Source organism: Rhodococcus sp. GQ147, from assembly GCF_059759155.1.
The window spans coordinates 48,657-70,829 of record NZ_JCAXDU010000005.1 but is presented as its reverse complement, the minus strand read 5'-3'; the positions used below and the strand labels follow the sequence as shown (position 1 = coordinate 70,829).

The following is a 22,173-nucleotide window of genomic DNA, read 5'->3' as shown; positions in this document are numbered from 1 at the left end:
CCAGTGCGGTCGCAGTGCTGGTCACGGCAGGTCCTTGATCAGTCCCATGCAGGAGTAGGCCAGGTCGGGAACCTCCTCGACGGGAACGTCGCGAGCGGCCGCGAGCATCCGGATATGGGCGTGCTCGTCGGCGGTGATGTCGCGCACCAGAACCTTCCAGGGAACGCGGCGCAACAGCACGCGGGTGGTCTCTCCGACACCGGGTTTGACGAAGTTGACGCTCGAGATGCCGTACTGCGCCCGCACCCGCTCGACGGACTCCCAGCCGGCCCAGGTGGGGGTGCGGTCGGATTCGAGCACTGCCTGCGCGGCCGATGCGACGTCGCCGCACGTGTCGAACTCCGCGGCGACGGCGTCCAGCAGATGATTCGACACGTCGTCCGCGGCCAACTCGGCGTAGAACTTGGCGCCGTGGAACTCCCCGGGGCCGATCAGGCTGTCGTTGAGGACAGTTCGTGAGACCAGTCCGGAGACGGTGGAGTTCAGGCAGGCGGAGGCGATGAGAAAGTCGTCGCGCGTGCCGTAGGTGCGGACGCAGTGGCCGGGGTCGGCGAGTACCGCGAGATCGTCGGACAGGACGGGACCGCCTCGCGCGGTGTATTCGGCGAGCGCAGCGGACAGTTCACGCGCGATCGCGCCTTTGCCCGTCCAGCCGTCGACGAAGACGACCGACGCGGGAGCGTGCCGCGCGGTGATGTGGTCGAGAGCGGCGGAGTCGATGCCGCGACCCCGGACGATCGACACGGCGTAGTGCGGCAGCGTCAGACCGTGGTGGTGCAGCGCCCATCGACGGATCAGGATGCCGATCGGGGTGCCCGCCCGCGCGAGCGACACGAGGGTCAGGTCGGTTCCGCGTTCGGAGAGAAGCAGTTCGGTGACCGTGCCCACCGCGTGCGCCAACCGGCCCGCAGTGCCGGCCAGTGCCTTGTCGAACAGTTCGCGGTAGGCGGCGTCGGGTTGGTACTCGATCGGCAGGGACTCCGCGTAGTGCGCGAGACCCGCCTGGATCCGCGCCTCCCGTTCGGCGATGTCGCCCTCGAGGTCGGCGTGGGAGAGATCCTTGAGCAGCCACGTCACCTCGTCGGGCGCGTAGGAGCCGAACTCGGGTCCGGTCAGTGGCACGGTCATACGGTCTCCCTGTGGGTGCGCAGCACCGTCGGATCGGTGGCGGGCACGATCACGACGAGGACGTCCTCACCGGCAGCAGTGAGCACGTCGAGAACACCTCCCGGTGCGCGCAGGCGGTCGGTGTCGGCGGGCGAATCGATGACGAGGATCAGCTCGGCGCGGACCTCGGTGGACGTAGACCACTGCGCGTTGTAGAGGAAGCGCGGCACCTCGTTCTCGAACTCGCTGTCGATGTGTTCGGGTGCGGTGAAACGGAATCCGCGGCGCAGCGGATATCCGTCGACGTCCATCACGTGGACGGGGGAGCGGGTCGTGGTCTGGAACAGCGCGGGAGTGCCGCGGTCGACGAGTGCCTCGGCGAGTCGCAGCGGCAGATACATCAATTCCTCGTGTCCGACGACGACGGCGGGTCGCCGGGCGTCGCGTACGTCCGCGATCGTGTCGGCGAGCGTCGACAGAGCCGCGTCGAAGGCCGCCGCGTCGGTGCGCAACATCCCGTGCCGCCCGCCGTCGGGCACATGGGACGGCCACGCCGCGTGGAGGAACCGGACGTCGCCGCGTTGCTCCCCCACCGGATTGAGGAGAGGGTCGGGTAACGCCGCGACCCGCGCGACGAGATCGTCGGGGACGACGGATCGTCCGGCGGCCAGGCTCACGTGCTCGATGCTCGTGCCGAGTTCCGCGGCGACCTCTGCCGTCCGGCGGCGATCCTGTTCCGACCGCATGTCGACGAGGGAGGCGAGGACGTAACGATTACGCGGATGATCGCGGTGCAGCGCGCGGATGGCGTCGAGGGCCGTTGCTCCCGTGGAGATCTCGTCGTCGACGAGCACGAGCGGCGCGGCGTTGGCGAACAGTGCGCCGGAGGTCGGCTGCAGCAGGTGGAAGGTCGCGTGCGAGTGCCCCTCCTCGAATCCGGTGAGCACCTCCGCTCCGGGAACCTGGCGTCGCGTCGAATGCAGACAGCATGCGGCGTCGAGGGCGTCGGCCACACAGTGACCGAGACCCGTTGCGGTCTCGGCGAATCCCATGACGACGGCGTCGGATGCCGCATCGCCGAGGAGGTCGGTGACGAGCCGGCCGAGCCGGTGACCGGCGCCGCGCACCGCGGCCGGTTCGGTGGGGATGTGCTTGCCGAGAACCGTGGAGACGAGCAGGTGCGCACGCCGTGGATTGCGTCGCAGCCCGGGCCTGACGAGCTCGGGAACCGTGAAGCCACATGACGACTCCGCATGTTCGAGAGCGAAACCGAGCTCTGCGGTGGCCCAGGGGATGTCGAGAATATCGGTCATCGGTCCACCAACGCCGTCAGCAGATCGACGAAGGTGATCCCCTTGCGGGTGACACCGAACACCGACGCGCGCAACCGGGTCTGCTCGGCCCACGTACGGTGGGGTCGTCGTTCGTTCATCTTGTTCCCGTATCCCGAGGCCTGCACACCACCGGTGTCGCGATCGAGGATGTCGGTCGCATCGTGGAACTCCTCGTGGGTCACGGCCGACAGGGCATGCACCGCAGCGACATGCGACGGATGGATGACGGTCTTGCCCTGGATGCCGTTGGCGCGGTCGAGGGCGATCTCGCGCAGCAGACCGTCGAGGTCGCGGCTGACGAGCTGCTGACGGAACAGCACGGCATCCTGTTCCTCGAAGGGTGTCGAGCGCAGCATCGGTCGGAACATGCGTTCGTGGTCGGCAAAGTACTCCCAGACGGGCCCGGTGATGACGAAACCCGTTCCGTCGGTTCGCCCGAGGTGGTTGACGATGTCGGCGATCACGTCGACGACGACCCGGACGTCGTAGATCGTCAGGTCGCGGTCGCGCCGGATACCGAAGGTCGCGCACATGTCGGTCGCGCCGATCCGGACGGCGAGGATGCGGTGGCGATGTTCGGCGAGGATGCTTGAGATCGCACGCAATTCGCCGTCGCGGGTCTCGCGGTGGACGACCTCGGCCGACTCGATGACGGGCATCGCGTAGAGGTGACGGCCGAGGAGGTCCGACGCCGCGGCCACCGCCTCGAGGAAGACGGGGCCGGTGTGTGCGGTGAACTTGGGCACCACGAATCCGGTCAGCACGGCCTTGCCGGCGCCGAGCATAGACGCGATCCGCCCGACACCGTCGGCGGTGCGGACACGGACGAACAACATCATCGGCGTCGGTCCGCGTTCGGCGAGCGCATCGAGTGTCGCGACGGCGTTCTGCAGGCCCTGCTCGACCTCGTCGTCGGCGACGGCGTCCTCGAGGTCGAGCACCATCGACGTCACACCCTCGGCCGCACGTTTCGAGATGGTCGTGACGAGATCTCCGCGCGTCGCGGGTACGTAGAGCGTGGCGCCGAGAGCGGTCGCCAGGCGGTCGCGATCGTCGCTGTGCCCGAACGGCTCGGGACGGTGCAGGAACAACTCCTCCATCGTCGCGCCGTCGAGATGCCGAAAGTGCTGCATGGCGCGCACTTCGGTAAGCGTGGCCCCCCTCATGCGTTCTCGGTCCGTCCTCTCATCCGATCGACCACTCCTGCGATGAAGGTAGACACCGCATCCAAATCTCTGACGTAGGCCCAGTAGTCGGGGTGCACACCGGTGAGTGCGTCGACGGCCCTGTCGATCCGGCTCAACTGCGAGTCGAGAACGGAACCCCATTCTGCGGTGAGACCGCGTTGCACGGCCAGGTGTTGTGCGTCACGGAGGCGGAACCGTACCTCGTCGACCTTGGCCCCCGGATTCTGCCGGACGGAGCGCAGCGTGGCGAGTCGTGCGGTCACGGCGTCGACGAGTTCCTCGGCGCGTGACAGCTCGGCGCGGATCGCCGCGACCAGCTCGAGCGCTTCCTCGGGGCGGCCGTCCTTCGCCGCCGCCCGTGCGCGTCCGAGCTGGTCCTCGGCGCGAGCGAGCAGTTCGGCGGCCTGTTTCTCGTTCCCGGACAGGTCGGCGGAGCTGGCCGCATTGAACTCGCGCAACAGCGCGGAGAAGGCCGGGGCGAGACCTTCCGCACGGGTCCGGACCGCTCCGATCCTGGTGGTGACCGAGGCGAGGGTGCGAACGGCTTCGTCGCGGCGCCCCGGTGCTGCGGCGAGGGCGTCGAGCAGAGCAGTGGTCGCCTCTTGGACTCGGAGGGCCGCTGTGCGGGTCGCGCCCACGCTGTGCGCTGCATCGAGGCTGTTCAGGGCCTTCTCGAGCGTTTCGGTGGCGGATCGGACCGACGGATAGTTCGCAAAGGAAACAAAATCCGGGGTCTGCGTCGCGGCGAGGGTGTTGCGCGCTTCGGTACGCATCCGGTGTGCCAGCTCGGGCACCGTGTTCGCCACGGTCGTCATGTGCTCGAGGTGTCCCCGGTTGTTTCCGAAGAATTCATCAAGTGTTCGTGTTGCTTCGGTTATCTGCCGCAGTGCCTGCTCGTAGGCCGGAGCAGGTTCGAGCGGTTGTTCCGGATCCGTAACTGCCAGTTGAAGATACGTCTCACCGGCGCGATAACACGCCTGACGGATGGGATCCCACTGACGGAGCAGGTGCCGTTCGGGTTCGAGCTCGTAGGACGCGGCCACACCGGCCTCGATGACGGACTGGCGCTTGTCCATGTCGAGGAACGCCGCGACCATCGCATCGTGTGCACGACGAGCCGCGGGATCTTCCGTGTTTCCCCCGCCGAACAGGCGGCGCGTCCATCGGCTCGCCACAGAACCGAATGGTACTGGGCGCACGTCCACCGGGCCGATCCGTCACCTTTCCGCCGGTCGGAACTGTGGTTCGTGCGGGTCACGAAGTGAGGCGCGGGACCGGGCATAGTGGATATGGGCGTACCCCACGGCAACAACTAGTGTGGGGAGAAACGCACACCGGGCGTGCCCTATACCGGTACGTCGACCGTTGGAACGATCGAAAGGACCCCGCATGGGCGTCAGCTTGACCAAGGGCGGAAACGTCTCCCTCACCAAGGAAGCTCCGAACCTGACGGCAGTGGCCGTCGGCCTGGGCTGGGACGTTCGCACCACCACCGGCACCGACTTCGACCTCGATGCCAGTGCCATCGCTACCGGGGCCGACAAGAAGGTCGTCTCCGACCAGCACTTCGTCTTCTTCAACAACCTCAAGTCGCCCGACGGTGCCATCGAGCACGCCGGTGACAACCGCACGGGTGAGGGCGAAGGCGACGACGAGGTCATCAACGTCGACCTCGCCGCCACCCCGGCGAACATCGAGAGCATCTTCTTCCCGGTCTCGATCTACGATGCCGATTCCCGCAGCCAGTCGTTCGGCCAGGTCCGCAACGCTTACATCCGCGTCGTCGACCGCGCGAACGGCAACGAACTCGCTCGTTACGACCTGTCCGAGGACGCCTCGACCGAGACCGCCATGGTCTTCGGCGAGCTGTACCGCAACGGTGCGGAGTGGAAGTTCCGCGCCATCGGCCAGGGCTACGCGTCCGGTCTCGCGGGTATCGCCCGCGACTACGGCGTCAACGTCTAGTTCGTTTCTTCCGGGTTCCGGCTTCGGTCGCAGTACCGAAGCCGGAGCCGACGTGCAGTAACCACCCTGCAACGCCCTGATTCCGATTAGAAAGGCCACGCTTCGTGGTTCTGCGAATATTCGGTGCATCCTTCGCGGTCACCGTCGTCTCCCTCGTGGTCGCCTTCCTCTACGGCGGCCCGCAGGCTCTGTTCCTCTGCGTGATCCTCGGCATCCTCGAGGTCTCGCTGTCGTTCGACAACGCGGTCATCAACGCGACCGTGCTGCGGCGGATGAGCGAGTTCTGGCAGAAGATCTTCCTCACCGTCGGCATCCTCATCGCCGTCTTCGGTATGCGTCTGGTGTTCCCCCTCGCGATCGTGTGGGTGGCGTCCGGACTCGGCCCCATCGCGGCACTCGACCTCGCGTTGAATCCGCCGCCGGACGGAGCCGCCTACTTCCCGGACGGCAGCCCCAGCTACGAGACCCTGATCACCGATGCGCATCCGCAGATCGCGGCGTTCGGCGGCATGTTCCTGCTGATGCTCTTCCTGCACTTCATCCTCGAAGATCGCGAGATCAAGTGGCTCGAATGGCTCGAGCGTCCCCTCGCGAAGGCCGGCAAGCTCGAGCAGCTCGAGGTCGTCGTCGCCACCGCGCTGCTGCTCATCACGGCCACCGTGATCGCACCCGAGGACAAGGTCTCGACCGTCATGATCGCCGGCGCGCTCGGCATGATCACCTACATCGCGGTCAACGGACTCGGCGAGATGTTCCACATCCCCGAGGAAGGCGAAGAGCCCAGCGGCGGACCGAGCGGCCTCGCGAAGGCCACCGGTAAGGCCGGCTTCTTCCTGTTCCTCTACCTCGAGGTGCTCGACGCGTCGTTCTCGTTCGACGGTGTCATCGGAGCCTTCGCCATCACGTCCGACCCGATCATCATCGCCCTGGGCCTCGGCTTCATCGGCGCGATGTTCGTCCGCTCGATCACCATCTTCCTGGTGCGCAAGGGCACGCTGTCCGACTACGTGTACCTCGAGCACGGTGCTCACTGGGCCATCGGTGCGCTGGCACTGATCCTGCTGTACTCGATCGGCACCCACGTGCCGGAGGTCATCACCGGCCTCGTCGGTGTCGCCCTGATCGGTGCGGCATTCGCCTCGAGCATCTACCGCAACCGCAAGATCGCGGCGAGAGAAGGCGAAGATGCTGTGAAGACCAGCATCCCCTGATCCTCGACAGTTCGAACCACATGCCGATGGGAGCCCTCGATCCGACATCTCGGATCGAGGGCTCCCATCGCTTTTCCGTACCCCGTGCGCATCCGCGCAGCACTCCGACGAAAGGCTCGACATGGCCATCGACTACAACAAGAAGCCCGAACAGAACGCCGGCGGCGTCAACCTGAGCAAGATCAACCTCACCAAGGAATCCCCGACCGTGAGCCTGTCGAAGGCCGGGTCCGGGCAGGGCGTCACGCGGGTGAACCTCAACTGGTCGCGTGGTGAGCAGAAGAAGGGCTTCCTCGCGAAGCTCACGGGCGCGAGCGGCGGCGTGGACCTCGACCTCGGCTGCCTGTTCGAACTCGCCGATGGTTCCAAGGGAGTCATTCAGGCGCTCGGGAACAGCTTCGGCGCGCTGAACACCCCGCCGTACATCCACCTCGACGGCGACGACCGCACCGGCTCGAACACCGGCGGCGAGAACATGCACGTCAACCTCGAGCGCCCCGAACTGTTCAAGCGTGTGCTGATCTTCGCGATGATCTACGAAGGAGCGCCGAACTGGGCTGCCGTGGACGGCGTCGTGACGCTGACCCCGCCGTCGGGTCCGCAGATCGAGGTGCGCCTGGACTCGCCGAACAACGGCGCGCGCATCTGCGCGATCGCGATGCTGCAGAACACCGGGCAGGGCATCACCGTCGAGCGTCTCGTGCAGTACATCGACGGCAGCCAGTCCGACCTCGACCGCGCGTTCGGGTGGGGCATGCAGTGGCAGGCGGGGCGTAAGTAGCCCCTAGTGCGAATTCTTTCCGGCCTGGTGGCCGGTCACGGGAGATCCCGCCGGCGCATGTCGGCGGGATCTCGGTGGTTCCAGGGGTGCAAGCAGGTCAGCGTCGTCGGAGAGCGAGGACCGCAATGGTGCGTTTCCCGCGCGTCTTCTCCTCGACCTCTGCTCGACCGGTCTTGCGGCCACGATGATGCACGAGCGCCATGGGCGCACCCTCGAAGTTGCCGCCGACCCGGCCTCCGTCGGCCCGGAACTCGGCGATCACCTGCGCATTCCAGTCGTCGGACGAACTCATGGGAGAAATCCTCCTGGCTACTGCAGTCGGCTACGAACCACCATAATCATGCAGAGGACCACGGGGTCCGGAACGAGGAATCACGAGCGGTCGGTGGTCGCCGCCAAGGATCCCAATAGCCGAAGTTTGTCGTCACTGGGCGAGCCGGCAGAGGCCCGGTACACGATCAACTGATGTCCAGGTGCGCTGCGAACGTCGAATGCGTTGTATTCGAGGACGAGATCGCCGACGGCAGGATGCCGGAACTCCTTGGCCTCGTGTGTTTTGCCCCGCACATCGTGCCGATTCCACAGTTCGCGGAACTCCGCGCTCGCATCGTGCACCTCGAGAACGAGGGCACGAACGTCGTCGACCGAGCCGGTGTGGCCCAGAGCGAGCCGGAGATTCGCGACGCACGACGTCGTGGCGCGCTCCCAATCGGTGAAGAAGCGGCGCCCGAAGGGATCGAGGAAGGTCATGCGCACGAGATTGTCGATGCGCTCGAAGCCGCTGTAGAGCGCACCGGCGAGCTCGTTGTACGCGAGAGCATCCAACCGGCGGTCGATGATGAGCGCGGGTGTGTGCGACCAGGATGAGAGAAGCTCCCGCAGTGAATCGTCCACGGTCTTCCGCACCGGAGTGGGCGGTGTCGGAGCCAGTCCGGCGAGACGGAACAGGTGCTCGCGCAGGTCGGTGTCGAGAGCCAGTGCGCCGGCGAGGGCGTTGAGAACCGCCGGAGACGGGTTCCGTTCGCGACCCTGTTCGAGTCGCGTGTAGTAGTCGACGCTGACACCGGCGAGCATGGCAACTTCCTCGCGACGCAGACCGGAGACCCGCCGCCCCGACTGCGCCGTGATACCGACATCCGACGGCTGCACGTGTCCGCGTCGCGCCTTGAGGAAGGTTCCGAGTTCGGTGGAGACCATGAGACGACGCTAGCTCCCCGGATGCGGTACAGACAGGCCCTGGTGCACCCAGGCACACACCGGCCTGTTCCGGCCGCCCATCCGCCCCGACAGTGGAACTCGCCGGATCTCCCGGCACCCCGATCCTCATCTGGAGTACACATGACCATCCCCTTCACTCCCGAATTGTTCGAACTCATCCGCGAGAACGCCGGCGGGCATCGTCCGCTCCTGTTCGGCAATGCCCGGATCATCACCGGCGACGCCCTGATCGGCGATTTCGACCGCGGCGACGTCCTGCTCGGTGGCGCTCGTGTCCGGCAACCTTCGCAATCCTGCCCGTTTCTCGCGACGACTCGGAAACAGATGTGCTGCAACGATTCATCGATGATGCCGACGCCGCGCATACGGTCGTCGTCGACGGTGAGATAACCCTCTGGGGCGGTCGATCGGTCCACGCCGACGACCCGACGGAGACCCCGGCCGCCACGGACGTGGCATCGGACCGTCATCTCGGAACTTGTATCGGCGAAACGGATTTCGTGCACCAGCACCTGACCGCGGACGGTCGCTACGACGAGACCCGCGGTGGACGCCCGCATGCATATCAGGGCTCCTATCGGATCACCGGCGACCGCATCGACTACCGCGACGACCTCGGATTCTGGGCCTTCGGCGAATTCGTCGACGGCACCCTGCAGCACGCCGGTTACACCTTCCGCCGCGCCTGACACTCATCGGAAAGCCACCACAATGAAGACAACTCTCGCCGATTTCACCGCGGCCCACGACAGCGACCGTCCGATCCTGCTGACCGGTGGCGCCGTCGTCACCATGGACCCCTCGATCCCGGACCTCGACGCCGGCGACGTCCTGCTCGTCGGCCCGCAGATCATCGCGATCGGCGCCGACCTACGCTCCGATCCCGGGCACGGTGCCGCAGCAGCCTCGGCACTCGTGGTCGACACCCGCGGTGCGATCGTCGGCCCCGGTTTCGTCGACACCCACCGTCACGCCTGGGAAGCGCAACTGCGCCGGAGCATTCCCGACGTTTCCGACCTCGGCGAATATGTCATGTCGACCCTGGCCGGCGTCGCCCCGAACTACGCACCGGAGGACATGTACATCGGTACCCGTCTCGCCGCGCTGACCGCGCTCGACTCGGGCATCACCACCATGCTCGACTTCTCGCACAACTCCCGCACTTCCGCGCACTCCGATGCTGCACTGAATGCGCTCATCGACACCGGAATTCGGGGCGTGCATGCCTCGATGGGTCCTCACTTCGGTGAGTGGGATCGTCAATGGCCCAAGGATATGAACCGGTTGGTGAGCGACTTCCACGGCGCCGCAGACGGTCTCGTCACGGTGCGGCTGGCCGCCCTGGCGACCGACGAGATCGCCGGACCTGCGATCGCCTACGGGCCCGAACTCGCTGCTTTCGCACGTGATCTCGGTGTGTGGACGAGCATCGACGCGGTTTTCGGGATACCGTCGTCGGAGGCGATCCTGCGCTGGGCACGGATGGGGATCCTCGATCCGACCCTCACCTTGATCCACGCGACCGGCCTGACCCCCGAGGCGTGGACGGCGATGGGGGATGCCGGTGTCACGGTTTCCCTTGCCCCGACCTCCGACGCCCAGATCGGCCTCGAATCGGCGGTGCCCGCTGTGGACGAGGCTCTCGCCGTCGGGATCCGGCCGGGTCTGAGCATCGACGTGGAGGTCGCGCTCGCGAGCGACATGTTCACCCAGATGCGGACCCTGCATGCCATCCAACGCATGCGCGCCACCAATGCTGCATACGGAACGGAGGAGACCCGCAACCGGATCACCACCCGCGACGTCCTCGACTTCGCCACCCTGCGAGGCGCGCAGGCCAACGCGCTCGGGCACGTCACCGGTTCGCTGACACCGGGCAAGGAGGCCGACCTGCTCATCGTCCGCGCCGACGACATCAACAACATGCCGCTCAACGACGCCGTCGGCACCCTCGTGCTCGGCTCCGACGCACGCAACATCGACACGGTCCTCGTCGCCGGCAACCCGCGCAAGTGGGCGGGTTCGCTGGTCGACGAGGACATCGACGCCCTACGCGACGCCGTGATCCGTTCCCGCAACGCCATCATCGGGCGGGTGGCGGCGACACTGTGACGACCTCCAGGGAAGTGAAGGACATGAAACAAGCCGAGCACCCGTTCGTCGGACTGTGGGCGACCGCCGACGGTAACATCCGCCAGCGTCTCCTGCCGGAGAGGCGATACGTCGAGGCCCGCGGCAGCCGGGAAGCTGCCTACACCGGTGACTACCGGATCGAAGGAACGATGATCTACTACCGTGACGACGCCGGCTTTTCCGCCGACGGTGAGTTCCGCGACGACGTGCTGTACCACGCGGGAATGGTCATGTATCGGCACCTGAGAGCGCGGCAATAGGAGTGCCGATCCGGACGATGGTCATGCGGGCCGTTCGGTCGCAGTCAGGAGCTCGTGCAGCACGCCTTCCTGAAAAGTCCGTGCTTGCCGACCTGAAGGCGGAAGCTCACCGGAGCGTGCTGCGATGGACTGTTCGATCGCCTCGACCGGCTGGTAGCCGGTCCCGAGTAACCGTCGGCCGGCATCGATTTTGGACAGCCACTTCCCGTAGCGATGTCGAACCAGCGCGCGACAGGCTCCGAGGACCGCGTCGTCGGCTCCGGGTGCGGGCCGGTCATCGGCTGGGCCGGGCAGCGCCATCCACCAGCGCAGCGAGTCGACCAATAGGCTCTGTAGTTCCTCCGGTGCCAGCTCGGCGAATGTCTCCGGGGCCGGCGGTCCCGCCAACACCCGGCCGCTCTGGTGCAGGATGCTGCGGTCCAGTCCGTACCAGAACGTCCCGTCGGCTGCCGAGCGGTCTGTGGGCTGAAGTGTCTGCCGGAAGGCCATGTCCGGCCCGTCGTTCAACTCGAGCTCGAAGCCCGGTTCTCCGGTGCCCGACTGCGCCGTAGCCATGGTGTAGACCACCAGTTCCAGGCCTCGGGCCGGACATGGCAGGGCGCTGTGCCGCAGCCGAGCGATCAACTCCCGCTTCACCGTTTTGCTCAGGGGGTCGCGACAGAGCAGGGCGATGTCGATGTCGCTGCGGCCGGGATGGAAGGCGTTCAGGGCGAGCGACCCGGCCGCGTACGCCCCGACGAACTCCGCACCGAGCACCTCCCGGGCAGTGTCCACGACGGCTTCGAGGTATGGCTCTACATCGATATTCGGCACCACCCCATCATGCGCGGCACACCGTGCCGTGCACACGATGCATGCCTCTACGTAGTGAGGCGCACGATGCAGGCCACCCAAGTATGGTCACTGAGCTTTCCGGTCTCCTCCGTGATGGCCCACGTCCGCAGACCTGTGCAGGCCAGGTCGGAAGCGATGTGATCGATCCACGGCCCGTGCTCGACCTCACCACCGGTATGCAGACTCCATCGGCTCATTACCGCCATGGATCGTGGATTACCCCGGTAACCGTGGTTCGTGTCGACAGGCCGCGCGAGCATGCCACCGAAGCGCCTCGATCCGCAACCGAGAGGCGACCAAAATTACTGGTTGACACAACAAGTTCTTGGTATCTGGCACAGTACATCGACAGTCTGATCTCGGTCGCACGTTTTGGTAAGGAATGACAGGGCACGTGTGCCGAAAACTATTGTGGGAAAATCGGTTTAATCATAAGGCTATGACTTGGTGTATCTGATGTGGCCCGATCGGTTCGGATGGGGCTGAAGAGTTGAGACGCTCTACTTCCGGAGGGAAGGACTGGGTCGGGGATGAGCGCTGGAGTTTGGCTGCTTATGTCAAACACGTGTGGTGGTGCGCTAATTGACATTAGCGCACCATCTCGATCGAAACCCCTGCTGAGCGCGTTTTCCGGTGAGAACCTGTCCGAACGGGACGGTAGGCTCCCATTTCGTGCCCGATGACCTGATCAGCCGCCGTCCGGACGACGTTTCCGCGCCTGTCCCGACCTCGTCGGACCCAGCTGCGCCGTCCGTGCCGGTGTTACCGCCCGAGACCCTCACGCAGGTGGCCGGGACGGCGGCGCGGTCGCGGTCGGAGTCGACCCGGCGTAACTACGCCGCCGACTGGCACCGCTTCACCGCCTGGTGCGCGCGCGAAGGGCACGCGGCGTTGCCGGCGCATCCGCTCACCGTCGCCGCCTACCTCCACGACGCGGCCGCCACGGTCACGGAAGTGGGGGAGCGGGCCTACTCACCCTCGACGTTGGCCCGCTGGGTCGCCGGGATCGGCTTCCACCACCGCCGCGCCGGTCATCCCGCCCCCGGGGCGGACGAGTTGGTCACCGCGACCTTGTCCGGGATCCGCCGCGACTACGCCGCGGCAGGGGAGCGGCCTCGCAGTCCGCGGGCGCCGCTGCTCACCGCCGACATCGTCACCATCGTCGACACAGCACGGGCACGTTGCGAGGGGTGGGCGGACGAGGTCCTCGAACGCCGCGACAGTGCGATCCTGCTGCTCGGCTTCGCCGGGGCGTTCCGCCGCAGCGAACTCGTCGCCCTCACCTGCAGCGACGTGTCCTTGCATCGGCTCGACGGCCTGCACATCCGTCTGCGCAAGTCCAAGACCGATCAGGAGGGGCGGGGGAATATCCGGGCCCTGCCGTTCACCCACTCCCACACGAGTTGTCCGCCGTGTGCGTGGATGCGGTGGACGCAGGTCGTCGCCGCCTTCGACGCCGGGGGCCGCCCCGCCGTCATCCGCCTGCTGCGCACCGCCGAGCCGTTCGAGGCGCACGTGTGCCGCGGCGTGCGGCCCCGCATGGTCCCGGCATCACCGCTGTTGCGGTCGATCCGCAAGAACGGCAACCTCTCCGACACGCCCTTGTCGGGAGCGGCGGTGCACAAGGCGATCCGGCGCCGCGCCGCCCAGGCCGGCTACGACCCCGAGATCGTCCAGCAGCTCGGTGGGCATTCACTGCGGGCCGGGTTCGTCACCCAGGCCTTCCGCAACGGCGCCTCCGCGCATGCGATCATGCGCCAGACCGGGCACAGCACCCCCGCCATGCTCGAAACCTACGCCCGCGAACACGCACCCCTCATCGGCAACGCCGTCACCCACCTGGGACTTTGAGCGCGATGACCAGCACCGAACGAGAAGCTAATCGCCGCAACGATGTTCACCATGCCGACCTCGGCTTACGCATCCCGAGTCGCTACCGGCACGACTGGGCACTGTTCGCCGACTGGTGTACCGCTGCCGACCGTCGGCCGATCCCTGCCGCACCGGAGACCCTGGCGCTGTTCCTGGGTGAGCACCCGGCCGCGCCCGCGACGCAGCGGCGCCGACTCTCAGCGATCAACGCCGTCCACACCGGACACGGCTACCCGCCGCCGGGGCGGAGCGAGACGGTGCGCCGGCACCTCGACACCACCCGCGCTTCGCGTCTCGACCGGCTCGGCCGCGTGCTGGTGCAGCGCGCCACCGAGCTGCCCACCACCGGATGGCCGAGCGGGCTGTTCGGCCGCCGCGACGCCCTGCTGCTGATTCTCGCTGCCACCGGGATGAGCTTTACCGACCTCACCCGGCTGCGCCGCCGCGATATCCGCCTCGACGGCAACACCCTCGTGATCACGACCCGGGCCGGTGAACGGTTCCGGCTCGGACCGGATCCCGAGACCGGGGACAATCTTGCGGTCTCGATCTATCGGCGGTGGGCCGAGATTCAGACATTTCTCGACCAGCACCCCGGCACCCATCTGTTGCGCCATCACCTCACCGATCCCGTCGAGATCGTCGCGGATCCGCTCGATGTGGAAGAGGCCCGCCAGCCGTTGCTGTGTCCGATCGACCGCTGGGGACACCTCCCGCACGCGCAATCGATGACCCCGCAGTCGATCTCGGCACTGGTACGAGCACACCTGTCCGACCGGGCTCCGGTGCGCCGGGCGCTGCCTGTTCCTCCGCAGGACGACAGCGACACCTGGGTCGAGCCTGAGATCGAGCTCGATCCCAACTACTACGACCACGGCACCGTCGCTCGCCGCCGCGCCCACGAGGCACTCGAAGGCCTTACCGATGTCTTCGACGAGATCGAAGCCCGCACCGACGCATTACTCCAGGATCTGATGGGAGTGCTGGAAGGGCTATAGAGCGCGGATCCGGTCTCGGTAAGTGCGCAGCCGCTCATCAAACTCCGCACGGAATCGTAAGCGCTACATCAGAAGGTCCGCGGCACGAAGGAGGATCTCGCCTGTACGGGCAGCGTGCTGTTTTTTCCGACGCAACAGTTCATCGAGTCGGATACGCCCGTCGAGCACCATCATCAGGTCGTAGCCTTCGGCGAGAAGGAGCATTCGTCGCCCACCGTCTCCGCTCAATTCAATGGCGTTGGGTTGAAATCCACTGATGGAAAGGAAAAGTCCCAGAGTATTGTCGAGTTTGCGCCGTACCTTGTCGGCGAAGATCGACAGGTCTGCTGTGGTGCTCAGTTCCTTCCTCCATTTGGCCTCCAAGAGGTAGTCCGTTCCCTCGAAGGTGAAGGCTCCGTCGATCTGTTCTCCCTGGATCCGGAATGGCCCTTTCACGTCGATGTCGTACAACGTGAAGAGCCGGTTCAGCAAGCCTTCCAGAGCGTATCCGCGTGCTTGCGCTTCTTGAGAGTGCATGGCGAGGAACTCGGCGTGCAGCTCAGCGGTCTCGCGTGCGAGAGCCTGCTCTCGCTCGGCCCGCTCTTGGTCGAGACGTCGACGCTGCGCTGCAGCCTCGGCTTCCGATCGCATGGCTCGGTACGGCTCAGCCAGTTTCCGTAGGGCGCTCAGGGCTGCGATTGCGGTCTCGTACTTGGTGATGCCATCGTCGAGCCGTTTGAGGGGAGAGGGGTCAATTTCGACGGTCGCCAGGATCAGTCCGATAAGAGTATCGAGATAGCGGTGCTGGTTCTCGGCGAGCGTGGTGACCAGCTGACGGACGATGGATCTTTTGTAGGAGCCGCTGCTCCAGTCGAGTTGGGCAATCAGCTCAGGTTCTCCTGTGGCGCTTCGCAGGAAGGCCCGGAGATCTGCCTTGTACCAATACGCACACGCCAGGGCTTCCTGCAGGGGCACAAGCACCGCAGGGGACACCACCTTCGTAGTCACCGGCACAGTCTATTTCCCAGTCCCGCGCTGTTGGCTATCTCTATCCTCACGCACTGCGCACCGACGGTCCTTATCGTGCTGGCACTCCGTGACCTGCACTGGCAATTGGACGCACGGTTGACGTAAGAGTGCCCTATTGGCAGGGAAGGGAATATGCACGCAGGGCATGTATCACACGCATTGCGTGCATTGCATTCCCTGCGTGCACTTCCGTTTCGCGGGTGGGCATAGCTTCGGGTTGAGCCCTGCACGTCCCGGCCGACGGTAGCGGCTCACTCGCCGAGCAGCCGCTGTAGCCGCGCCTTGCCGCGGTTCTCCCACACGATCCACTGCACGTCGGGGTCGGGGTCCTGGGCAAGGTCCGCGAATAGGGGGAGCCCGTGCACTGGGTCCCCGGCGACGGCCACGCTCCAGCAGTAGCCGAGTCCCTTGCGCAGCGCCCGGACGTCGGTTTCGCGTCTGCGCGGGACGGGGACGCGTCGGAGCACGTCGGTCGCGGCGGCGCACGCGTTGAGCGCGGCTAGCGCGGTGTCCGGGTCGGCGAGCAGGCGCGGCTCGCAGATGCCCGCGACCGCGGCACGCGCGACGAGGGGGTTCGGTCGGCGGATTGTGGGGTGTTCGATGTCACTCGGGCTGTGCGGTGGTTCCGAGCGCGGCGCGCGTTAGTCTGCGGGTGCTGTGATTTCGCCCCGGCGTCACGGCCCGGATCGCCCCCACTCTTGCAGGCAGTGGGGGCGGTTGTCGTTGCAGCCCCTCGAGTCGGCCGTCGGCCGTACCCGAGTGTCTGCGGCAGGGGATGTCTGCGCCGGTCCGTGCAAGCGCGTGGGTGCGGACGGTCATCGCGGTGCCGAATCGTCTTGCTGCACTGGCGGGGTCGGGGAGTGCCGCATCCGCACTGTGGCATCCGCACTGTTCTTTCAGCGCGGTCTTTCAGGTCGGGCGGGAACGGATTTCGTTGTCAGTCGCGTGGTGCGAAGTGCGGGAAACGCTCGCCTGGCTGCGTGGATCGATACGACACCCGCACGCGGCGGCCGGGCCGGACCAGGACCTCACCGTCGATCCACGAATACACCCACGGTCCCTCGTCGAGTTCGACGATGGCCAGGACCGATGGGCAGGGTGCACCGCCCAGCGGATCGGGGGCGTCGTCGACGACCCGGGACGAGACGATCACCCCCGCGCCGGCCGACTCGACCGGCTCGAGACGCTCGGAGCCGCACCCGGGACAGCGGGTCGTCGACGGTGCCAGCACCGTGGCACAGCCCCGACACTTCCAGATGACGAACTTTCCGAACCGGGTGCTCCGCGGGTGGGCGTGACCTGGGGGCCGAGGCGTCGGTACCTAAAATCAAGAGTGGGTAGCAAAAAGGGGGACCATGATGGCCGCCGGCAGGCGCGGACGTCCGCAGGTGTCTTCTCGGGCGCAGGTCGAGGCCGCCGCGTTCGAGCTGTTCCGCGACCGGGGTTACAGCGAGACGTCGATCATCAATATCGTGGCGGCCGCGGGGATCAGCAAGACCACGTTCTTCCGGTATTTCCCCAACAAGGCGGCACTGGTGTGGTCTCTTCTCCAGGAGGGCACCCGCGACCTGCAAGCTGCATTAGACACGGTGCACGATGATGTACCAGTCATGGAGGCGATTCGGGCCGCGGTGCTCGATTCGGGGGCGCCCCTGCTCGACGAGGCGGGTCTCTGGCGTGCCCAGTTCCGGATTCTGGACACCTCACCGGAGCTGCAGGCCGAGGGTGCGCAACGGTGGTCGGCGTGGGCCGAGGTCGTGGCGAGCTTCGTGGCGTCCCGTATCGATGCTCGTCCGGCGGCGGTGGTGCCGGACGCTGTCGGGGGTGCGGTGCAGTCCGTGGTGCTTGCCCTGCTGCGCGAGAGTGTGGAGGTTCCTGCATCCGGGAGCGACCTGCTGTCCGCGCTCGACAAATCGTTGGCCTCGTTGGGGCGGAGTCTGCAGACGTGGATCGATGAACAATCGGATGCGTGAGGCGCGTCGGCTCACATGGAGCCAGGGTGCGGCAGTGTCGGATGCGGAAGTGAGACGCCTAGAGGATATGGAGCGGGCGCACGATCTGTTCGTGAGCTCACTGCCCTTGGGTCGGGGCGCCCCTCGGTCCCGGTGAAGGATTCGCCCGCAGGTGCTGTGCGCCGCGGTCACCGAGGTGAGAGCGATCCCTTCCTCGCAGTGCGCTGCCTTTCGCCGGGCAGTGCCGTGGACACGCACCGACGAGCTCCTTGCCGAACACGACCGCATGCGAGCGAAACGACGATGGTGGCCGCTACCTGGAAGTCGTTCCAGGAACTGAGGAAAATAGGGGGTCGCAACATGAATCCGCCGCTGATCACCGGTCGACGATCCACACACACAACGTTGATCAGCGTGCGTGAGCACGTCCAGGAGCTGGTCACCGAGACCTACGGCCATCCCGGACCGGACTGTGCGCGCACCAGGGGCGCCGCTACGGGCGCATCACCGAGCATCTCGTGCACACACTGCCCGAACTCGAACAGATCTGAGGCGGCAGTCGAGGTGATCGGCTCATCCTTGCCCGGGAAGTAGGAGCAGCACAAAGACCGGGTCACGACCATGAAGGGCGTCTCTACGCCTACCGCAGAAGGATAGAGGATCGGGTGCGGTCGGTTGCCTCTCGGCGAAAGGCGCAGCACGGCTCCAGCCGAACAGACATCCGTGAAGGCAAAGGGTTGAGCCCGGGGGACACGAAACGCACCCGATCCGACCGGTACAACGCGGCCTTTCGCGGGCCTATTCCTCGCTTCGAGTCCCTGTCTCGGATTGTGGCCGTGGCGACAGCGTGATCTGCGCGAAGGCCCGGATTCGAAGTACCCGCGCTATGTCCCAGCCCCACTGCGTGCACTGCATGCACGCAGTGCACGCAGTGCACCCATCGCGCTTCGCGCGCACTACAGGTCACGCGACCGGATCGAGTCGGTGGGGGGCATCTGGGAGGTTCGCGCCGACGTCACAGCTCAAGGTCTGGACCGAGGCCACGGCTTGTGCACCAGCTCGCCCGGGCGCCGACGTTCGTAGTGCACCGCGGTCGTCTTCGACGCCCGGACCACGTGCCCGGTCAACGGGTCGCAGTCAGCCAGGTGGGGCACTTGGTGGCGTCGGAGAACCCGGAAGGTGGTGCGGGCCGGAATTCCGAGCTCGGCCGCGAGCCAGTCCGGTCCACGCCGTTCACGCGTGCGCAGTGCCACGATCCGTGCCTCGACCTCGCCCGCGGTTCGGGTCGGCATCGTGTGCGGGCGCGAGGACCGGTCGTGCAGTCCTGCCTCGCCCTCGGTCTCGTCGCCGGCCACCCAGGTGGACACACACTTGCGGGAAATCCCCATTGCGCTGGCGATATGCGCTTTGAGTTAGCCGTCTCGGTAGCGTTCGATGACGAAGCAATCTTCCGAGATAGGTCGCGCGGGCGCTACGGCACCTCTCTAATAGAACCCGAACGGCCGACCGGACTTGTCTGACGCCTGGCGCCTCTCGAGCCCGGTGAGGCTTTGACACAGACCGAGCGAACGGGAGTTCGATCGGCCGTTCTCGGAGTTTTCGGTTCAGCGAAGTCTGCAGAATGGCAGATCGACGATCCTGACATGTGCACACTGTTATCGATCATGGTTCTTGCCCGCCTGCACGATCAAGCCTCGCCGACCCGAGCCTCGAGCTCTGGACATAGACGGGTGTCGTGCTGGTCGCTGGGACCGCGAACGGCTCAATCGGAGGGTAGGCCAACGAGCCTCGCTATTAGAGTGCCGCGCGCTCCCCGCCAGGGCTGCAGAGCCGACGTCGACTCGAAGGTGGAAGAAGGTGGACCCCTTGGCGATGCTCTGTGGCATCGATTGGTCGGAACGGCATCACGATGTCACCGTGGTGGACCAGGACGGAAACCTGGTCGCCAAACGCCGTATCGGCGACGACGCCGACGGACTCGCAGAGCTGTTGACGATGCTCGCCGAGCTCGGCGACCACGAACAAGATCCCGTTCCGGTCGCGATCGAGACCCCTCGCGGCCTGTTGGTCGCCGCGCTCCGTGCCACGGAGCGGCAGGTGTATGCGATCAACCCGATGGCGGTGGCCCGCTATCGGGAACGCTGGACGCCGGCCCGCTCGAAGAGCGACCACGCCGATGCCCTGGTGCTGGCCAACATTCTGCGCACCGACCGGCAGCGGCACCGACCGCTGCCGGCGGACAGCGAGCTCGTTCGGTCCGTCGCGGTGCTTGCGCGCGCCCACCAGGACGCCACATGGCGGCGCACCCGGGCCGTCCAAGAATTGCGTTCACTGCTGCGCGAGTACTACCCGGGATTCCTGGCCGCGTTCACCGAGAAGGGCCAAACCAACCTCGCCGGCGCCGACGCCCGCGCCGTGCTGGCCATCGCGCCGACCCCGGCCGACGGCGCAAGGCTGACCCGACCGCGTATCACCGCGGCACTACGCCGCGGTGGGCGGCAACGCAACCTCGAGGCGGTCACCGACAACGTGCATCGCGTCCTGCGTCAACCCCAGCTGCGTCACCCAGCGTTGGTCGAGCAGGCAATGGGCCAGCAGGCGCTCGCACTGCTGGCCATGCTGAATGCGGCGTGCGAGGGCGCCGAACAGCTCGGCCAGGCCACTGCTGTCGCGTTCCGTCAGCACCCCGACTATGGGATCGTGACCAGCTTTCCGGGACTTGGGGAGCTCACCGGTGCCCGGGTACTTGCTGAAATCGGCGACGACCGAACCCGGTTCGCCGATGCCCGGTCATTGCGCGCCTATGCCGGTTCCGCACCGGTCACCCGCGCCTCCGGGCGAAGTCATATCGTCACACACCGACGCATCAAGAACGATCGACTGGCCGCCGCGGGCTTCAATTGGGCGTTCATGGCGATCACACATTCGAGTCCGGCGCGAGCGCATTACGACCGACACCGCGGTGTCGGTGATGGACATCCGGCCGCATTGCGAAACCTCTTCAACCGCTTCCTCGGTCAGCTATATCACTGCCTCGGCACCCGACAGATCTACGATCCCGTCAAGGCCTTCGGCATGCATCAACCTGCGGTGGCCGCATAGGTCGCAGCGGCGGGTTGCTTGACTCCTTCGCCTCATCGGAGGTCTGTGTCAACCGGGAAGCTGCGTCCGGGGTTGTAGAGTTGCCTGTGGTGGGTCCGGGAAGTGACCGGGCGTCATGTTGCGCTTGGAATCAATTGGAGCATTACTCCGTACGATTGCTCGTGCGATGCCGAGTTCGGCGAACACCTGTCCAGTCTTATCGGAATCGTCTCGACATGCTTGATGCGGTAGGTGACGTGGAGTCAGGGCTCGCGTGCCTCGCCGAGTTCAGATGCCGTAGAGATCGCGAGGGCGGATCCGGTCGGTGTTCGCCCCCAGCGCCTCGATGACCGCCTTGGCGTTGCTCGACAATCGACGACCCCTGGGCCAGGACGCGGAGACGGGCTCGGAGCGGGGCGGCGGATCGAGGGGCCGCGAAACCAGTTCCTGGCCTTCATAGCTCAAGGGGGAGACCGGCTGCTGGATGTACAGAGAGTAGCCGTAACCGCGCGCGACCAGGGACCGGATGACCTCGAAGCTGGGGAACCGGTGTTTGATGTACGGCACGATCGCCAGGTCGCGGAAGTATGTCGTCACATAGTCCGGGCTGGGCGGAGTGTCAAGGAGGATGAGTGGTTCGTCGGCGAGGTCTTTCGCAGCTACCGTTGCCCGATCTGCGAATCGGTGCTCGGCCGAGAGTATGACGTGCATTCGGGTCTCGTAGAGCGGTACCGAGGTCAAGGACCGGTCCAAGTGCATGTTGTAGCCGATAGCGATCTCAATCTCGCCCGATGCCAAAAGCCGAAGAAGTTTGTCCTCGGGCTCGGCGTAGGCCCTGATCTTCACATCGGGATGACGCTCGGCGAACGCATCGAAGAGCGTGGGAACAACGAACGGGCCGAGGGAACTGAAGCAGCCGACCGCGACCGTGCCGGTCAGGTGACCCTCCTCGACGGACGCCTCCAGCTGATCGGCGTCGTGCAGAAGCACGGTCGCCATCTCCAGTACCCGCTCCCCGGTGGGGGTGAGGATGACACCGTGCGCCTTGTGTCGCACGAACAATTGGGTCCGCAGGCTACGCTCGAGCGAGTCCAGGGCCGAGGTGAGTGCGGAGCGGGAGACGGCCTCGTTCGCGGCGGCGGCACTGATGCTTCCCGTTGCGGCAATTGCCTTGAAGTACGCCAGTTGCCGCAACGTGAATCGAGCCATCGGAGCCGTCCTTCCGCGAAGGT

General features: G+C 66.2%; 21 protein-coding genes and 2 pseudogenes. 10 read left to right on the top strand and 13 right to left on the bottom strand.

Annotated elements, in window-relative coordinates; all coding sequences use genetic code 11:
• Window positions 1-21: 21 nt before the first annotated feature.
• The 4 genes from AC6CID_RS07820 to AC6CID_RS07805 are packed head-to-tail and all read right to left on the bottom strand — an operon-like array spanning window position 22 to window position 4,725.
• Window positions 22-1,128 carry a cysteine protease StiP family protein gene (locus AC6CID_RS07820; protein ID WP_006550714.1) on the bottom strand — a complete coding sequence of 369 codons (1,107 nt, stop codon included), beginning with the start codon at window positions 1,126-1,128 and terminating at the stop codon, window positions 22-24.
• Complete coding sequence (locus AC6CID_RS07815; RefSeq protein ID WP_064060031.1) at window positions 1,125-2,420, bottom strand: phosphoribosyltransferase family protein; 1,296 nt, start codon at window positions 2,418-2,420, stop codon at window positions 1,125-1,127. Before AC6CID_RS07815 ends, AC6CID_RS07820 begins: the two co-directional genes overlap by 4 nt.
• Window positions 2,417-3,574, bottom strand: a complete 1,158-nt coding sequence (locus AC6CID_RS07810; protein ID WP_064060030.1) for an HpcH/HpaI aldolase/citrate lyase family protein — start codon at window positions 3,572-3,574, stop codon at window positions 2,417-2,419. The genes AC6CID_RS07815 and AC6CID_RS07810 overlap by 4 nt, the downstream gene beginning before the upstream one ends.
• A gap of 29 nt (window positions 3,575-3,603) precedes the next feature.
• Complete coding sequence (locus AC6CID_RS07805; RefSeq protein WP_498353846.1) at window positions 3,604-4,725, bottom strand: hypothetical protein; 1,122 nt, start codon at window positions 4,723-4,725, stop codon at window positions 3,604-3,606.
• 292 nt (window positions 4,726-5,017) lie between these two features.
• On the opposite strand from AC6CID_RS07805, the gene AC6CID_RS07800 reads away from it, so the two are divergent.
• The 3 genes from AC6CID_RS07800 to AC6CID_RS07790 all read left to right on the top strand — a co-directional run bounded on the left by AC6CID_RS07800 (window position 5,018) and on the right by AC6CID_RS07790 (window position 7,585).
• Complete coding sequence (locus AC6CID_RS07800; protein WP_006550710.1) at window positions 5,018-5,593, top strand: TerD family protein; 576 nt, start codon at window positions 5,018-5,020, stop codon at window positions 5,591-5,593.
• Between the two features lie 104 nt (window positions 5,594-5,697).
• Window positions 5,698-6,804, top strand: coding sequence for a DUF475 domain-containing protein (locus tag AC6CID_RS07795; protein ID WP_033097514.1), 1,107 nt, complete (start codon window positions 5,698-5,700; stop codon window positions 6,802-6,804).
• A 121-nt stretch (window positions 6,805-6,925) separates the two neighbouring features.
• On the top strand, window positions 6,926-7,585 hold the full coding sequence (locus AC6CID_RS07790; RefSeq protein ID WP_006550708.1) for a TerD family protein: 660 nt from the start codon (window positions 6,926-6,928) through the stop codon (window positions 7,583-7,585).
• A 154-nt stretch (window positions 7,586-7,739) separates the two neighbouring features.
• Here AC6CID_RS07790 and AC6CID_RS07785 read toward each other — a convergent pair.
• From AC6CID_RS07785 to AC6CID_RS07775, 3 genes and pseudogenes are all read right to left on the bottom strand, one after another.
• Window positions 7,740-7,877: pseudogene (locus AC6CID_RS07785) on the bottom strand (nitroreductase/quinone reductase family protein); the annotation flags it as partial.
• Between the two features lie 80 nt (window positions 7,878-7,957).
• Window positions 7,958-8,782, bottom strand: a complete 825-nt coding sequence (locus tag AC6CID_RS07780; protein ID WP_498353801.1) for an MmyB family transcriptional regulator — start codon at window positions 8,780-8,782, stop codon at window positions 7,958-7,960.
• Window positions 8,783-8,908: 126 nt separating this feature from the next.
• Complete coding sequence (locus tag AC6CID_RS07775) at window positions 8,909-9,085, bottom strand: hypothetical protein (protein WP_235367013.1); 177 nt, start codon at window positions 9,083-9,085, stop codon at window positions 8,909-8,911.
• Window positions 9,086-9,129: 44 nt separating this feature from the next.
• On the opposite strand from AC6CID_RS07775, the gene AC6CID_RS07770 reads away from it, so the two are divergent.
• From AC6CID_RS07770 to AC6CID_RS07760, 3 genes are read left to right on the top strand one after another with little or no spacing between them, the layout of a single operon-like run.
• Entirely contained in the window at window positions 9,130-9,492 is a 363-nt protein-coding gene (locus AC6CID_RS07770; protein ID WP_498353800.1) for an Atu4866 domain-containing protein, read from the top strand.
• Between the two features lie 22 nt (window positions 9,493-9,514).
• Window positions 9,515-10,915 carry an amidohydrolase family protein gene (locus AC6CID_RS07765; RefSeq protein WP_498353799.1) on the top strand — a complete coding sequence of 467 codons (1,401 nt, stop codon included), beginning with the start codon at window positions 9,515-9,517 and terminating at the stop codon, window positions 10,913-10,915.
• Window positions 10,916-10,938: 23 nt separating this feature from the next.
• A complete protein-coding gene (locus AC6CID_RS07760) occupies window positions 10,939-11,196 on the top strand; it encodes an Atu4866 domain-containing protein (RefSeq protein WP_498353798.1) in 258 nt (85 codons plus the stop codon).
• Between the two features lie 21 nt (window positions 11,197-11,217).
• On the opposite strand, the gene AC6CID_RS07755 is transcribed toward AC6CID_RS07760, so the two are convergent.
• Window positions 11,218-12,009, bottom strand: coding sequence for a nucleotidyltransferase domain-containing protein (locus AC6CID_RS07755; RefSeq protein WP_498353797.1), 792 nt, complete (start codon window positions 12,007-12,009; stop codon window positions 11,218-11,220).
• A gap of 693 nt (window positions 12,010-12,702) precedes the next feature.
• Between AC6CID_RS07755 and AC6CID_RS07750 the strand changes: the two genes are divergently transcribed.
• Complete coding sequence (locus tag AC6CID_RS07750) at window positions 12,703-13,881, top strand: tyrosine-type recombinase/integrase (RefSeq protein WP_498353796.1); 1,179 nt, start codon at window positions 12,703-12,705, stop codon at window positions 13,879-13,881.
• A gap of 5 nt (window positions 13,882-13,886) precedes the next feature.
• Complete coding sequence (locus AC6CID_RS07745) at window positions 13,887-14,900, top strand: site-specific integrase (RefSeq protein WP_498353795.1); 1,014 nt, start codon at window positions 13,887-13,889, stop codon at window positions 14,898-14,900.
• Window positions 14,901-14,963: 63 nt separating this feature from the next.
• On the opposite strand, the gene AC6CID_RS07740 is transcribed toward AC6CID_RS07745, so the two are convergent.
• The 3 genes from AC6CID_RS07740 to AC6CID_RS07730 all read right to left on the bottom strand — a co-directional run bounded on the left by AC6CID_RS07740 (window position 14,964) and on the right by AC6CID_RS07730 (window position 17,139).
• Window positions 14,964-15,887, bottom strand: a complete 924-nt coding sequence (locus AC6CID_RS07740; RefSeq protein ID WP_498353794.1) for a hypothetical protein — start codon at window positions 15,885-15,887, stop codon at window positions 14,964-14,966.
• Between the two features lie 272 nt (window positions 15,888-16,159).
• Window positions 16,160-16,375 carry a hypothetical protein gene (locus AC6CID_RS07735; protein WP_498353793.1) on the bottom strand — a complete coding sequence of 72 codons (216 nt, stop codon included), beginning with the start codon at window positions 16,373-16,375 and terminating at the stop codon, window positions 16,160-16,162.
• Window positions 16,376-16,845: 470 nt separating this feature from the next.
• The gene (locus tag AC6CID_RS07730; protein ID WP_498353792.1) at window positions 16,846-17,139 is read right to left on the bottom strand and encodes a Zn-ribbon domain-containing OB-fold protein; all 294 of its coding nucleotides are present in this window, start codon (window positions 17,137-17,139) and stop codon (window positions 16,846-16,848) included.
• A 157-nt stretch (window positions 17,140-17,296) separates the two neighbouring features.
• Between AC6CID_RS07730 and AC6CID_RS07725 the strand changes: the two genes are divergently transcribed.
• Complete coding sequence (locus tag AC6CID_RS07725) at window positions 17,297-17,881, top strand: acyl-CoA-like ligand-binding transcription factor (protein WP_498353791.1); 585 nt, start codon at window positions 17,297-17,299, stop codon at window positions 17,879-17,881.
• 1,028 nt (window positions 17,882-18,909) lie between these two features.
• Here AC6CID_RS07725 and AC6CID_RS07720 read toward each other — a convergent pair.
• Window positions 18,910-19,306 (bottom strand): annotated as a pseudogene (locus AC6CID_RS07720) (helix-turn-helix domain-containing protein); the annotation flags it as partial.
• Between the two features lie 426 nt (window positions 19,307-19,732).
• On the opposite strand from AC6CID_RS07720, the gene AC6CID_RS07715 reads away from it, so the two are divergent.
• Window positions 19,733-20,962 (top strand): IS110 family RNA-guided transposase, encoded by a 1,230-nt coding sequence (locus AC6CID_RS07715; RefSeq protein WP_498353845.1) that lies wholly within the window; start codon window positions 19,733-19,735, stop codon window positions 20,960-20,962.
• A 267-nt stretch (window positions 20,963-21,229) separates the two neighbouring features.
• On the opposite strand, the gene AC6CID_RS07710 is transcribed toward AC6CID_RS07715, so the two are convergent.
• Window positions 21,230-22,150, bottom strand: a complete 921-nt coding sequence (locus AC6CID_RS07710) for a LysR family transcriptional regulator (RefSeq protein ID WP_498353790.1) — start codon at window positions 22,148-22,150, stop codon at window positions 21,230-21,232.
• Between the last annotated feature and the right edge of the window lie 23 nt (window positions 22,151-22,173).